The organism is Eximiradius proteiniborus (assembly GCF_058546985.1).
Genome location: NZ_CM178592.1, coordinates 255,097 through 271,027, shown reverse-complemented (window position 1 = coordinate 271,027; position 15,931 = coordinate 255,097). Strand labels below are relative to the sequence as shown.

Below are 15,931 nucleotides of genomic sequence, written 5' to 3'. Positions count from 1 at the left end.
AGTTGCAAAATGAGTAAAACCTACAAACCTGAATGGCAACCAGAAAATGCAGGCAAAGAATATGCCTCTTTTGTTATGCCGGGTGTGGAGATAAATCCGAATGTCAAAAAGTCATATAAAGCAAAAAAAGTAAAATTAACCGTTGATGACTATGTCAAGGGAGTTTTAGAACAAAATATTACAATTTTTTCTAAAACTATAACATTAATAGAAAGCAATGCAGAAGAACATATAAAAATTGGGCAAGAAGTATTAAAGAGATTGCTACCACACACCGGGAAATCGGTAAGAATAGGTATTACTGGTTCGCCTGGTGCAGGTAAAAGCACTTTTATCGAGGCATTTGGCACTTATCTTTGCAAGCAAGGATTAAAAATTGCAGTGCTCGCAATTGATCCAAGTAGCACCATCACCAAAGGATCTATCTTAGGTGATAAAACAAGAATGGAGATGCTTTCGCGTGAGCCGAATGCTTTTATTCGCCCTTCGCCCTCGGGCGGTGCGTTGGGCGGAGTTACTCGCAAAACGCGTGAAACAATTTTGCTATGCGAGGCAGCCGGCTATGATGTGATATTAATTGAAACCGTTGGCGTAGGACAAAGTGAAGTAACGGTTCGATCAATGGTGGATTTCTTTATGCTACTTTTGATACCGGGCTCAGGCGACGAATTGCAAGGAATAAAAAAAGGAGTCGTCGAACTCGCAGATTTGCTCATCGTAAATAAAGCCGACGGGACGAACGTAGAAAAGGCAAAAGTAACCTGCCATCAATACTCAATGGCTTTGAATATGTTGCAACCAGCTACAGAGGGATGGAAAACTCACGCAGTTACTGCATCAGCACTGACAGGAAAAGGAATTCCTGAAATTTGGACAGAAATAAATAGATTTGTTGATATAACAAAGAGGCTTGGCATATTCGACCAACGACGCAGGCAACAAACCCTCGAATGGGTATATACTATTATCGAAGAAGAATTAAAAAAGAAATTTTTTAATAATCCTGATATTGCAAAAGTATTGCCTGAAATTGAGAAAAGCGTTCTCTCCGGAGCATTGACACCAACAAATGCTGTAAATCAATTATTAAATATTTTCTTTAATAAACAATGAAATTATTAGTTGCAACAAATAACAAACATAAGCTATCCGAAATTAATCAGATATTGGATTTATTACAATACAACAATATTGAGCTATTATGTTCTGCTGATTTCGGAAAGAAAATAATTCCTCAGGAAACTGGTACTACCTACTACGAAAATGCTGAAATAAAAGCAAGAGAATTTTTTCGCGAATTTAAAATAAGTACTATTGCTGACGATTCGGGATTAGAAATTGTTTTTTTAGATGGAAAGCCCGGTGTTTTTTCTTCTTGCTTTGCCGGAGAAGAAGGAAATCACGAAAAAAACAGAAAAAAGGTAATCAAATTACTTCAGGAAAGAAACTTAACAGAGGCAAAAGCTCGATTCAGATGCATTATTTGCTACATAGATAACAATGAATTATTTTTTGTTGAAGGAACAGTAGAAGGAAAAATTATTCCGGAAGAACGCGGAGAAAATGGATTTGGCTATGATTCGATGTTTATTCCGGATGGTTTCGACAAAACATTTGCTGAAATGACAGACAATGAGAAAAATAGAATTAGCCACAGAGCAAACGCAATAAGAAATCTTGTTGAAAAATTAAAATCAAAGAATATTCTTTAGCAATTATCGTACAATTTATTAATCATAAATGTGAGAATAATAATACAAATTAATTATTTGAATATTACTCTAAATAACAATAAATTTGTATTTTACAATTAATAACAATCAAGATTACAAAAGTGGGAAATAATTGGTTAATCGAACAGAAAGAGGATGATAAATTAAAGCAAGAAGCTCTGCTTGGTCAAGGAAAGTTGCCTCATCACGTTGCAGTGATTATGGATGGCAATGGACGGTGGGCAACAGAGAGAAACCTGCCACGAATTGCCGGGCATAAAGAAGGCATAGAAAGCGTCCGCGAAATTGTTAAAGCTTCTTCGCAGTTGGGAATTGGATACTTGACTTTATATGCTTTTTCTATCGAAAACTGGAAAAGACCGTCTGCCGAAGTTCAAGGATTAATGCTTTTGCTTGAACATTATTTAAAAACTGAAATTGATGAGTTGCACTACAATAATGTAAGATTTTTTACAATTGGGAAATTAAGTTCTCTTCCGAAAAATGTGCAAAAGTTGATAAAATCTGCTCAAGAAAAGACAAAGAATAATAAAGGACTTACATTAACATTGGCTTTAAGTTACAGCGGCAGATGGGATATTGTCCGGGCTGTGCAAATGATAGCGTTAGATGTTCGTCGTGGTAAAATATCGCCAGAAGACATTAGTGAAGAAAGATTCTCATCATATCTTCAAACGAACAGTTTGCCTGCTCCTGATTTAGTAATTCGCACAAGTGGAGAAATGAGACTAAGTAACTTTTTATTATGGGAAGTTGCTTATAGTGAGTTTTACATTACGAACAAGTATTGGCCTGACTTTAGAAGAGATGATTTTTACAATTCTATAGAAAGCTATATGCAGAGAGAAAGACGTTTTGGTAAAACATCATCGCAACTAAGAGATGAAAAATCAAGTTCAGCTTCAAATTACATTCAATGGGTTGTCAATGCGCTTAAAAAGTAGGATACTATTACTAATATCTTTTTCGTTGATATTTATTTGCCAAAATCTTTTCGCTCAAACTGAATTAACTATATCCGGCATTTCTGTTGAAGGGAATATTTTTTCTCACTCGGAAACAATTATTGCGTTAAGTGGGCTAAGGGTCGGAGATAAAATTACAATTCCAGCTGACGATAAGCTCCAGGTCGCTATCAAGAATTTATGGAAACGCAAACAATTTGAAGATGTCCGCATAGAAGTTGATAGGATTACTGCTGCGGGAGTTTTTTTGGTAATAAAAGTGAAGGAATTACCAAGATTAAATAAGTTAATAATTGAAGGGAACGACGAGATAAAAGAAAAAGACATTGTTTTGGCAGCCGGGAAAGTGCGAGGAGATGTGATTTCCCAGTATGATTTATATTTGATGAAAAAAAGCATCAAAAATTTATATGCTAAAGAAGGACTTGCATTCGCAGAAATAGAAACAAAACTTGAAAAATCTGATACTTCGGACAGGTTTTATGATTTATATATTGTGATTGACGAAGGGCAGGATTACAGAATTCGTAGTATAAAGTTTATTGGCAACAAAGAATTAACTCAAAGCGATTTAAAGGGAGCGTTTGATAAAACACTTGAAAAGGTTTGGTGGAAATTTTGGCGAAGTGCTAAATTCAACTTCGAAGACTATCAGAAAGATAAAGAGTTATTAAAGAAATATTTCAAAAAAGAAGGTTTTTTAGATGCAGATATTATAAGAGACACAGTAATTTTCAGTGAAGAAAAAAAAGGAATTTTTATAGAAATCGAAATATATGAGGGGAATAGATATTATCTTCGAGATGTTACATTTGTTGGAAATACAATTCAGAGTGGTGAAGCACTTAAAAGAAGATTGGAATTTGACAAAGGAGATGTTTATAACGACGAAAAGTTTATGATGAATTTGCAAGGCAATCAGGAATCCACTGATGCATTATCGCTATATATGGATAATGGATATTTGCAAGCCAGAATGGAACCAAAAATAAAAAAAGTTGCCAGTGATTCAGTAGATGTAGAAATAGTTGTATACGAAGGCGACAGATTTAAGATTGGTAGAGTAGAAATAGTAGGGAATGATAAAACAAAAGACAAAGTAATAAGACGTGAATTATATACACGACCTGGCGACTATTTCGATAGATCTGCAATTATAAGAAGCGTTCGTGCACTTGGAGTTATGAACTATTTCAATCCCGAAGCATTAAAACCTGATGTTCAGCCATCATCGGTTGATGCTACTTCTGTTGATATTATTTATAAGGTTGAGGAGCGTTCAACAGATACTTTTAATGCCGCAATTGGATTTGCTGGCTCTTATGGACTTACTTTATCGGCTGGAATAACATTAAATAATTTTTCTATCACAGAACCTCTGCAAGGCGGAGGTGGACAAATATTTAATTTCAATGCAGAAATCGGTCAAATTACAAGATATAGAAATTTAAGTCTCGGATTTACTGAACCCTGGCTCTTTGACGAACCTACAACTGTTGGTTTCAACATATTTGATTCTTATTACAATTATTATTATAACATACGTAGGACTGGATTAGCAGTAAATTTTGGAAGACGCTTCAAATGGCCTGATGACTTTTTCCGCGGAGATTGGGGACTTCGAATTCAAAAAAATGACATTCAAACTCAAAGTTCATATTATTATAGACCTGGTAAATATACGGAAGTTACTATTTCTCAAAAAATTTCAAGGATTAGTTTGAATAATCTTTTCTTCCCTACTGTGGGAAGTAAATTTTCTTTTTCAACTGATTTTGCGATGGGTGCAATAGGAATAGGCGCAACTGACTTCCTGAAAAACGAGCTAAACTATGATACATATTTGCCGTTAGTTTCGATTGGCGGCAATGATAGGGTTGTGCTATATCTTGGCTCAAAGTTAGGATATGTTACTGGCCTTAAAACAGACACAACTTTATCACCAATTGAATTATATTTAATGGGTGGCAATGGTCTTAGTGGATTTGGAGTTACTCCACTACGTGGATATGAGGATAATTCAATTGGGATTTCCACAGGAAGCAAGGTTCTGGCAAAATATACAGCTGAGTTGCGTTTTGCAATATCGCTGAATCCAATGCCTATATATGTATATGGATTTGCTGAAGCAGGGAATGTATGGAAAGAGCTTAGAAAAACTGATCCTTTCGATTTGAAAAGAGCGGCTGGTGTGGGAATTCAAATGTTTATCAATCCAATTGGTATTTTTGGATTTAGCTATGGATATGGTTTCGACCCTGTAACAGGAGGAAAAGCACCATCCGGTTGGAGATTTTTATTCCATTTAGGTCAATAATTTTTTACAATACAAAAGGAGAATTATTTTATGAGAAAAGCACTTTTGATTTTAGGAATTTTTATACTTTTCGGGTTTAACATCTTTGCTCAAAAAAATCAACCTCAACAATCAGGAATAAGAATTGCAGTTGTTGAAATAGAGACAATTGTAAAAGAACTTCCTGAAGCAGCTGAAGCTGATGCAAGATTGAAGGAAATGGGAACAAAATGGCAAGACACTATTATTACCTGGCGAAAAGAACTTGAAACAAAGTTTCAACAATATCAAAAGCAGAAAGGAATGATGAATGCAGAAGCCCAACAAAAAGAAGAAGAGAGCCTTCAAATGTTGAATATGAAAATTATGCAGTATCAGGAAGATAAATTTGGTAATCAAGGCGAGCTTGCTGCAATGCGAGAAATGTTTTTAGATCCTATTAGAAAAAAGGTGAAAACAGCTATAGAAGAAGTTGCTCGTGAAGAAGGCTTCAATTATGTTCTGGATAAGGGTTCTTCAGTCGTGCTATATGCTGAAAACAGGTTTGATATAACTTACAGAGTTTTAGATAAAATTAAAAGAAATAAGTAAAAAGATTGATAAATAGTAGAGACACAATTAGTGTCTCTACTAATATTAAGATATGTTAGAATTATTTGTTTTGGAGTTTATATAGAATAATCCTTTACTTAATTTCTGAGTTTTTTAGGGAAAATAATGCGCAAAAATCTCATATTATTTGTTTTTGCTACTCTCTTTTTGGCATTCAATAACAATGTTTTTTGTCAAAAAGTTGGTTTTGTTTCGAGCGAAACAATAAGAAAAAACTTTGCTGAAGCGAAAGCAGCAGAACAACGCGTTCAAACTATTGTAGATGAATGGAAAAGAGAACTTACAGCAATGAAAAAACAAATCGAGGACTTAGAATTCGAGATAAAGAAAAACCGATTAATCTGGACAGACACTGAACGTTCCGGTAAAGAAAAAGAATTGCAAGAATTAATATCTAAGCGAGAAAAGTACGCGAAAGAAAAATTTGAACCGGGCGGAGAATATGATTTGGTAGTAAAAGAAGTAATGAAACCAATAGAACAAAAAATATATGCAGCTATTCAAGATGTGGCAGCAGCCGAAAAATATGATATTATTTGGGACCAAAGCACTCAACCTCTCACTTATGTTAATTTCAAATATGATATTACAGTAAAGGTTCTCAGACGATTAGGAGTAGATGTTTCTCAACTTGAAAAAGAATTAGATCAAAAGATTAAAAATGACCCACGTAATCAAGAACAAGAAGAAAAACCAACTGATAGAACTCGCAGAAGAAGCAGAAGCACACAAACGACCGAACCATCAAAACAAAAGGAAGAAAATATTTCTCCTGAAGAAAAAGAAAAATTACAACGCGAACTTGAAAGAAAACAATAAAGGTTAAATATGTTTAGTTTATCAATAGAACAAATAGCAAAAATCGTAAATGGTCAAATCGAAGGTAACAAAGATATTGTAATCAAGAGATTACAGAGAATTGAAGATGCTGGCGAAGGTGATTTGACATTTTTAGCGAGAATGGAATATGAAAAGTATTTGAGTCAATCAAATGCGTCGGGTATAATTGTTCCGATGAATTATAAAAATTCTCCAAAGGCAAACCAAGCTTTCATACGTTGCGAGAAGCCCTATGAAGCATTTGTCTCGCTTATTATGCATTTAGAGAATATTCGCAATACACCAAAAAGCTTCATACATCCAACCGCTGTAATTGCCGAAGGAGTTAATATTGGTGAGAATGTCCAGATTGGGGCTTATTGTGTAGTTGCTGAAGGTTGTTCAATCGGAAATAATACAGTATTGATGCCAAATGTGGTAATATATGAAAATGTTAGTATAGGGAATAATACAATTATAAATTCAGGGGTAGTATGTTACCAAGATGTTCAAATTGGAAACAATTGTATAATTCACTCTGGAGCAATAATTGGAGCTGATGGCTTTGGATTTTTAGAGAACAAGGAAACTGGTGAATTCACAAAAATACCACAAATTGGAAATGTTGTTATTCAAGATAACGTAGAAATTGGGGCTAACACAACAATAGACAGGGCACTTCTTGGTAGCACAATAATAGAAAAAGGCGTTAAAATTGATAATTTAGTGCAGGTTGGACACAATTGCACAATTGGAGAGAACACAGGAATAGCAGCCCAGACTGGTGTATCGGGTAGCACCAAAATCGGCAAGCGAAATCGAATTGGTGGGCAGGTTGGGTTTGCCGGACATCTTGAAACAGTTGACGATGTATCGCTTATTGCTCAATCAGGAGTATCAAAATCAGTTACCAAGCCGGGTATATATTTTGGTTCACCGATTAAAGAGAGAATGCTGGCATTCAAAATTGAAGCTTGTTTGAGACAACTTCCGGATTTGTTTGCGGAATTTGATAAGATTAAAAATAAATTAAATAATGAGCAATAATTAGCTATGTAATGGATGAAGACTTTCTATATTACGCTTTACTTCTCGTTTATTCATCTGTTCTTGTCTTTTTGTTTGTAAAGTATTACTTTTGGAAAATTCGTTTAACAAAAGATATTTCGCCTCAGAAAAGTATAACAATAACTAAAACACTGCTTATAGTCAAATTCTCATTGTTTTTTGCAATGGGAATTTTTTTTCTGAAATTATATTTTGATAAAAGTTCAATATCTGAAAAAAAAGAAAAAGAGATTGTTATTACAATGGATGTTTCTGGTAGTATGCTGGCAAATTTTCAGGACGTTGAACGATTGCAGGTAGCTAAAGATATTGCCGAAGAAATAGTCTACACATTTGATGCAAATTTTTCGATTGTTGCTTTTGCAGGGAATGCTTATGTAATGTATCCGCTTTCTCAAGACAAATCACAAGTGATTGAAACAATAAGAAACTTATCTCCCAACAATTTTTCTTTTCAAGGGTCTAATTTAGAGAAAGCAATTGAAAAATCTCTTTTATCATTTTCCAATGCTAATACTGATAAAATAATAATAATTTTATCAGATGGAGAAATTTTTGATGGTAATAGCGGGGAATATGCTGATGAGTGTAGGGACAAAAATATTAAAAGCTTCTTTGTCTCGCTTGGAGATAATAATAGACAGGAGGTTAAACCAGAAAAATATAGATTTGTAGATAAAGCATTTACGACAAAATCTAATCATACACAATTTAAGGAATTTGCAAGTTTATATAAAGGTTTTCACTTTAAAGTCGATGAATTAACCAAAACAAATGATTTAATAAATTTCTTGAAAGCTCAAATACAAAATCAAAAAAGTTTGTTTTATTCTTACGAAAAAGCAATACTTTTGTTTTTGTTAGCGCTACTCATTTTTGTTGTGAGATTATGAAAAAAATAACTAAATTAAATTTTTGTAATATTTGAATAAGTGAAATGAAAAATAGAACTTTAATACTATTATTTTTTCTGATAGGAAGCCAAATATTATTTGCAAAGAATAGAATAGCAATTAATGATACTTTAGTTCCAGTTGGGAAAACCTACGACATCCCAGTTTATGGAGATTACGATATTAATCAATCTGGTGAGATTAAGTTGAGTATTATATTTAATGCTCTGAATTTAGATATTAGCGATGTGAAGGAAGCACAGGGTCAAGGGTTCAAAAATATAATAACTGAATTTATTCGCCATAAGTGGGATAGTGTTGAGGTTGTTGTTAGAAGCAGTAATTATGCTCCGAGATACAATGGGATATTATTCTATTTAAATGTTCAGGCACTTGTAGGTCCGGATAGTTTGACTTTAATCCGTCCTGTAGCGTTGAAAATAAACGATAAAGAAGTGGAATGTGAGTTTATTAGTTCAACAGTTACAACAAAATCACCAATAGTTGAACAAAAATACATTGAAAGCATTTCTTTAGTATATCCCAGTCCGTTCGACTACGAAGCTACTGTGAATTTTATTATCGAGGAAGAAACAAAAGCAGAAATGATGATTTTCAACAGTGCGGGGATGAAAGTATTCGAATTCAACAAAAATCACGACGAAATCAGATATTCGATTTTTAACGAAAAAGATGAAAAAATTGAGAATTCTAATAATCTAATCCTTGACAAAGGAAAATATAAACTTGTTTTTTCGCCACACAAAAACAAATTCTCAAGTGGATTATATTATTTAGTTCTCAAAACCAAAAAAGGAACATATAAAACTAATTTTATTTATAACAAATAGTAGCAAAATGATTAAGAGAATATTATACATACTCGTATTGTTTATTTCAATTAATATTTGGGCACAAGAGAAACAAGATACAACGTATAATTCTTCAATTGTAAAAAATCCAGAAGGACGTGAGTTTTGGCTATGCTTTTTAAAGAATTTCAAAGATGACGACCGTAAACTATCAAAATCGAATGAATTGCAATTAGAATTTTTCATAACAAGCGATAAAGATGCTAATGTTGTAATTGAAATAAGAAATATTGGTTATAGAAATAGTTTGTTTGTCCAAGCTGGAACGATTAAAAACGTCAAGATTGATGTTCGCGCACAGGTGAGGAATTTCGACCAAATAGAGGAAAATCAAGGAATTCATATAACATCGGACAATCCAATTACAGTATATGGTTTAAATCGAAGATATCAAACTACCGATACTTATTTGGGGCTACCGGTTGAAGTATTGGGGACAGAATACCGAGTTATGTCCTATTATGTAACAGATGACTTGCTTTCAATAGCTGCTGTAGTTGCTACTGAAGACAATACTATTGTTGAAATAACACCATCGGTAGATACATATTCAGGAAAGAAGCGCAGCGAAACATTCCGGGTTACATTAAATAGAGGCGACGTTTATCAAGTAGCCGGAACAAAAATTTCAAAGAGCGATTTAACGGGAACCTATATACGAGCAAACAAAAGAATTGCAGTTTTTGGTGGACATCAGTGTTCGTATGTTCCTAATGTTGTTCCAGAAATAATCGCTTGCAATCATTTAGCTGAACAACTGCCCCCTATTCATTCGTGGGGCAAACATTTTTACATTGGGAAATTTAAATTCAGGACAAAATATACATACAGAGTGTTGGCACATTATCCGGATACTAAAATTTTTGAAAATACTAATTTAGTCGCAATCTTAAAAACAGGTCAATTTTTTGAGCAAACCACCGACAAGGACGTTCAAATCACAGCCGACAAGCCTGTTCTTGTTGCTCAATACTCGCAAGGTTTTAAAAACGGGGACTCCATTGGCGACCCGATGATGCTGCTAATTAGTCCAACCCAACAGTTTTTAAGGAAATATCGATTTGCTACTCCTGTGAGCGGTGACTGGGAGCATTTAGTCAATATTGTAGTTCCGACGGAAGCCATAAATACGATACAGATTGATGGCAAAGCATTGGATACAAATGAGTTTAGACCATTCGGATTAAGTAGATATTCAATTGCGTCTTTATCTATTCCTTATGGAAGCCATATCATTGAAGGGGCGCTGCCATTCGGAATGTATTCATATGGATTTGGGAAAGGGTTTGATGCATTTGATGCTTATGGAACTATGGGAGGACAGTCTTTCATAGAGTATTCGGTTACAAGGGACGTTAATCCGCCAACAGCAGATGAAAAGATAATAAACAACAAATATATGGTATTGATAAGAGATGACAGACCAGACGACACTGGAATTAAAGATTTAAAAGTATTAGTAAATAATAATATTCAATTTAAAGAACCGACAATAGTTGAAGCAACACCACAATTAAATTTAGAAATTACTCCTTTATCTTCTAATGAAGAAGGTAGAATTTCTTTTAGGATAAGGGATATTGCACTAAACGAAGCATTTTATACAGTATGCTATGTGAATGACGAGTATGAAGGTGGATATAAGTTCTTTTTAAATAAGGGATTAGATGTAAAATGTGCAATTGATTTGGGCTACAGTGTTGGGCTGTTTGTAAAACCATCGTATGTAACCAATCAGGTTGATTTTTCCAGCACGGGAAATATTATCTCTAATGGTAAATTTAAAAATTCGTCATCAAGTTCGGTGGGATATGGCTTATTTGTATCGAAAACATTAAACCCAAAATGGCAAATTGCTACTCAGCTATCTTTTGAAAAATATGCCGGCACAATTTCATCTCCAGATACAAACATAGCGTATGTGCGCGATATTAATACAGGTGAATTAAAAAAATTCAGAGAACAGACGAATTTAGAGCTCACAGGTAGTTATATTCAACTTAATGTTTCTGCAAATTACTCTTTGTGGGACTATTTTTACACAAAATTTGGGTTAAGTTTTGATATTAATTCTTCATCAACTGTATCATATTCAAGAGAAATATTAGAACCTATTGATTTTGTATATTCCAACAACAAAAGAAAAATAAGACCAAATGACGCTCCGCGTGAGATTAATTCGATGAGTTCGATTGCTCTCGGAATAAATATCGGCGCTGGAATTAACTACTGTATCTATAAGAGATACTATGCTTTTGGAGAATTTTCTATTAATCAGCATATAACTAATATAATAGATGATGGCAGTTGGAAATTGAATATGCTTTCGATAATTATGGGTATTAAGTACAAACTATGAAAGAAATAATTGGAATTATTAATAAAGAAATTTTAAGTGAATTTAGGACCAAATCATCGCTTGCAACAGTTGGCTTATTTATTGTTACTACAATCACAATAATAGGAATCGGAATTGGGAACGAGCAGATAAATGCTCAAATTTCTGGTGGTTTGCTATGGGTTGTAATGTTTTTTTCGTCTATGGTAGGACTTTCCAAAATATTCATTCAGGAAGAAGAACGCGGCACATCAATGTTTCTGTTAATTCAGGCTAATTCCAGTTATATATATTTTGGTAAATTAATTTATAATACAATACTAAGCATAGTTATCAATATTATTACCATTTTGTTATTTTTATTTTTTATTAATCAGGTAAGAATTAATTCTTGGGATGTGTTTATTTTAGCAATGTTGCTGTCATCGATTGGATTGGCAGCCGCTACTACGATTATTTCCGCATTAATATCAAAGGCAGGTAGCAAAAACGCCCTATTCCCTGTTCTTGCGTTTCCAGTTTTGCTCCCGTTAGTATTTATTGGAATAAGTTTGACGATTGACTCAATAGAAGGAATAAGTTTAGCAAAAGCTTCCAATTATCTTAATATGCTTGTTGCATATAGTGGAATTAATGTAATTCTCTCGTATTTTCTGTTTGATTATATTTGGCAAGAATAATTTGTAACTTTAATAACATATTAGTTGTTATGTAAATGTTACAAAATTCGCAACTGGAATAATATATGAGAAAATTAACTTTTGTTTTAATTTTAGTTTTAATTAATATTTGTCAGGTATTTTCAGCAATAACAATCAAATATTCAAATTTAGACCTTTCGAAAGCACCGGCCGGATATATTGAAGTAGAAGTTTTTCAGAATAATGTCCCAATTAATGATTTAACAATAGATGACGTATTAATAATTGAACTAACACGAACCAAAAAACCTGATAAAGTAGAAAAAATTTCTGACACAAAATATGCCATCAGTTGGCGAACTCCATTAGAGACTTACCCAACTTATATAAAGCCAACAAATCCTGATGAAGTCCCATTAATTAGTTTAACTTTGTTAATTTCACACAATGGAGAAATCGGCAAATTAAGTATTCCTTATGAAAATCCAGGACTACCGATATTAGTAATCAAAGAAGCTCACAGCGGCATTCAGCAAAAAGAACTTTCCTTTGAGAAAACAAACAAACAACAAATATACGTAGTTGGATTTGTTAATAAAAGTTCACTAAATGAAAAATTACGATTAGACTCCATCACATTTACAAGTCCATATTTTTCATACAATTGGCAGGGCACATCATTTGATATGTATTCCCGCCCCCCGATGGAATTAGAAAACAGCACACATTATTTGGTTGATATTAATTATCAGGCTCCTGCTGATAATAGACCTATAAGAGCATTAATGCAATTTCATTATAATAACGGAATGATAAAAAGCCTTCCACTGCTTGCTGGGAATCTCGAAGTAAAACAGACTACTATGTTGCAGCTGCTTCAACCTAATGGTGGGGAAAAGCTTACTCCGTGCGAAACATACGAAATCAAATGGAAAGGACACTCGAAAGACCAGCCTGTGGTAGTTGAATATTCTATTGATAATGGACGCAATTGGATGCAAATTGCCAGGGTTATGGACTCTGTTTACAAATGGATTGTTCCTAATGTTGAAACTTCATCTGCATTGGTAAGGGTTCGCCAAGAATTCATTAAAGCTAACGAGGTTGTGCTAAAAGAAGACTGGTCGAACATCACTAAAATTGCGTTCAATTCTAATGGTGCCAAAGCAATTGGTGCAAATACTCAGGGTAATATTTACGAATTTGATATATACAATTCACCTGATGCACCTTTGAACAAATATTTTACTGGTTTATCTACAAATAATCTGATAAACATAAATGTAGATTATATTAATAATGATAGTGAAATTGTTTATTTCTATAGAGAAAACTATTTTTCATTGCCCAAAGCAGCTTACTATAAGGTAGGAATTTCGGCTTCATATAAAACTTTATCTTCTCCAATTGACCTTAATAAAGTATATATTGATCCCAAAAGAAGGTTCTTCATCACAAAAAACACTTTTGAACCTAAATTTTACGTTCTGGATATTAATGATTTATCGATTTTGAATACTGTCATCACAAATATGCCTATCAGTAGTATTAGCTTCAATAAGTCTGGCGACACATTGGCAATAATTGAAATTGATGGAAGAATTAGTTTATACCGGATTACACACGCTAAAAATATTTCGAAAATCAACAACTTTTTTGTTGAATATACAGCAATACCTGTTAACCTTAGATTTTCACCTAATGGACAATTTCTTGCAATGTCGGTAATGCAAGAAGACAATGTGGGAACTGACACATATTTGTATGATTTAGAAAAACAAATGATAGTAAGGACATTTCGACCTGCTGTAAATGAGCCCGTTGAAGTAGATTTCAGTCCATCAACTAATGCGATTGTTATAGGTTCACCCAATTTAGACCAAATTGTAATTTATGATTTAACCGGTTCGGGAACCAAAACGGTTCTTAGCGGACATTTCAATTCAATGAATGATATGAAATTAGACCCAGAGGGATTTGCGATATTATCTTCATCACGAGGTGAAGGGAATTTTAAGCATCGTTCTTTTTCTTATCCTGAATTGGATGTATCGAACAATAATTTTAGTATTGTAGCCGCCAATTTAACTATCACTGAACCCCAAATAAAGCCAATAATAATCGGTACCGACAACTTTTTTGCTTTTACTGCTGAAATTTGCAATAACAGCGAAGTTCCAGTGTATATCTATGATGTATCCACCAAAAATGGAACCAATGTTAAAATTTTAAACTCAGTATTGACGGACACTTTGTATCCTTATCATTGTTTTGAATTGCTGGTGAATATTAATCCACAGGATACCGGAATAATTGAAGATGAAGTGATTATGCGTTCCTGTTATAAAGATTTTATTTTCCCTATTCATTTTCGTAGTTTGGATAGAAAATTAACACTAATTAATCCGAATGGAAATGTTTTTGAGGAAACCTGTTTAAGAACAAGCAATTTAGTAAAATTCCCTATTTTCAGAAATGATGATACTCTTGATTTGTTGATTAACAGAATAAAAATTGAAGATGGATATGGAAACATTTTTAAGATTGAGGACTTTATTTATGATACAATCATTAAACCAGGTGAAACATTATATTTAAATATTTCATTTTCACCAGAGGAATTGAAAGAATATTCCTGCAATTTATATATTTATCATTCTAATCAAAATAATGTAGTCAAGCGAGTTCTGCTTAAAGGCAAAGGTATAGGGACATTTTTATCGACAAGTCACGAAAAGCTTATGTTTATTAATGAAATTAACAGTCGTAAGTTAATTATTAAAAACAACAGCGAACAAAAAACAACACTTACTGGTGTTCATTTTGAGCCGGAAGGTTACTACGCGTTAAGTACACCATTACCTATAACGATTGAAAAAGATAAATCTGTAGAGTTGGAAATTGTTCGTATGAATTTTGCTAATGAACCTATACGAATGTATTTTACAGCAATCCCCTGCCTTGCATCAAATGCCATAATTCTGGATAATTATCTGGGCACTTCTCAACTAAAGATTGGAAAAGTTGAGGCAGACCCAAAACAAAATGCAAAAATTGAAATATCATTTATTAATACAGAAAATTATCCATATCAAGGTGAAAGATTTTTCGAAGGAGAAATTGGAATAAACCAAAGAGCGTTTTATCCACAAAGTATCTATTCCAAATATGGAAATGCTAAAATTTTGTCCAATCTGGTTGTGGATAACAAAAGACTAATAAAATTTAGAATAGAAGGTAATTTTGATTTAAACGGAACATTGTGCGAAATAACCGGAGTTCCCGGGCTGACAGATGATGTGCTTTTCCAGATTGAATGGCAAAATTCTATGTTTTGGGGCACATCTGTTCAAACAAATGTTCTCAATGGTGAATTCAGATTAATTAATATTTGCGATAATCGGCTTATTAACTCAAAATCTACTTTTATAAATGCTATTAGCCCAATTCCAGCAAAAGATATTATTAATATTTCTATTAATAACGAGACCCCGACAACTGCGTATATAGAAATTATTGATATATTTGGAAACGTAATGATGAAAACAGAGGAAATATCTCTTTCTTCTGGTGCTAATATATTACTTCCAATAAACATTTCTTATATTAGCAATGGCACTTACAAGCTGGCTTTACATACTAAAAAAGAAACTATTGTTGAAAAAATCATCATATTAAGATAGAGCAAGGTGGA

General features: G+C 33.4%; 12 protein-coding genes. All 12 read left to right on the top strand.

Features of this window, described 5'->3' with window-relative positions:
• The first annotated feature begins 9 nt into the window (after positions 1-9).
• The 12 genes from meaB (at position 10) to ACY2LT_RS01090 (ending at position 15,920) form a co-directional block, all read left to right on the top strand.
• Entirely contained in the window at positions 10-1,113 is a 1,104-nt protein-coding gene (gene meaB / locus ACY2LT_RS01145) for a methylmalonyl Co-A mutase-associated GTPase MeaB (RefSeq protein WP_491815800.1), read from the top strand.
• Positions 1,110-1,712, top strand: coding sequence for an RdgB/HAM1 family non-canonical purine NTP pyrophosphatase (rdgB, locus tag ACY2LT_RS01140; RefSeq protein WP_491815799.1), 603 nt, complete (start codon positions 1,110-1,112; stop codon positions 1,710-1,712). Before meaB ends, rdgB begins: the two co-directional genes overlap by 4 nt.
• Before the next feature lie 122 nt (positions 1,713-1,834).
• A complete protein-coding gene (gene uppS / locus ACY2LT_RS01135; RefSeq protein WP_491815797.1) occupies positions 1,835-2,677 on the top strand; it encodes an undecaprenyl pyrophosphate synthase in 843 nt (280 codons plus the stop codon).
• Positions 2,661-5,015 (top strand): outer membrane protein assembly factor BamA, encoded by a 2,355-nt coding sequence (gene bamA / locus ACY2LT_RS01130; RefSeq protein ID WP_491815796.1) that lies wholly within the window; start codon positions 2,661-2,663, stop codon positions 5,013-5,015. Before uppS ends, bamA begins: the two co-directional genes overlap by 17 nt.
• Before the next feature lie 30 nt (positions 5,016-5,045).
• On the top strand, positions 5,046-5,585 hold the full coding sequence (locus ACY2LT_RS01125) for an OmpH/Skp family outer membrane protein (protein ID WP_491815795.1): 540 nt from the start codon (positions 5,046-5,048) through the stop codon (positions 5,583-5,585).
• Positions 5,586-5,711: 126 nt separating this feature from the next.
• Positions 5,712-6,425, top strand: coding sequence for an OmpH/Skp family outer membrane protein (locus ACY2LT_RS01120; RefSeq protein ID WP_491815794.1), 714 nt, complete (start codon positions 5,712-5,714; stop codon positions 6,423-6,425).
• A gap of 9 nt (positions 6,426-6,434) precedes the next feature.
• Positions 6,435-7,472, top strand: a complete 1,038-nt coding sequence (lpxD, locus tag ACY2LT_RS01115) for a UDP-3-O-(3-hydroxymyristoyl)glucosamine N-acyltransferase (RefSeq protein WP_491815793.1) — start codon at positions 6,435-6,437, stop codon at positions 7,470-7,472.
• 11 nt (positions 7,473-7,483) lie between these two features.
• Positions 7,484-8,386 (top strand): vWA domain-containing protein, encoded by a 903-nt coding sequence (locus ACY2LT_RS01110; RefSeq protein ID WP_491815792.1) that lies wholly within the window; start codon positions 7,484-7,486, stop codon positions 8,384-8,386.
• A 44-nt stretch (positions 8,387-8,430) separates the two neighbouring features.
• The gene (locus ACY2LT_RS01105; protein ID WP_491815790.1) at positions 8,431-9,237 is read left to right on the top strand and encodes a hypothetical protein; all 807 of its coding nucleotides are present in this window, start codon (positions 8,431-8,433) and stop codon (positions 9,235-9,237) included.
• 7 nt (positions 9,238-9,244) lie between these two features.
• Positions 9,245-11,617, top strand: a complete 2,373-nt coding sequence (locus ACY2LT_RS01100; protein WP_491815789.1) for a hypothetical protein — start codon at positions 9,245-9,247, stop codon at positions 11,615-11,617.
• A complete protein-coding gene (locus ACY2LT_RS01095; protein ID WP_491815788.1) occupies positions 11,614-12,276 on the top strand; it encodes a heme exporter protein CcmB in 663 nt (220 codons plus the stop codon). Before ACY2LT_RS01100 ends, ACY2LT_RS01095 begins: the two co-directional genes overlap by 4 nt.
• A gap of 65 nt (positions 12,277-12,341) precedes the next feature.
• The gene (locus tag ACY2LT_RS01090) at positions 12,342-15,920 is read left to right on the top strand and encodes a T9SS type A sorting domain-containing protein (RefSeq protein ID WP_491815787.1); all 3,579 of its coding nucleotides are present in this window, start codon (positions 12,342-12,344) and stop codon (positions 15,918-15,920) included.
• Positions 15,921-15,931 lie beyond the last annotated feature (11 nt).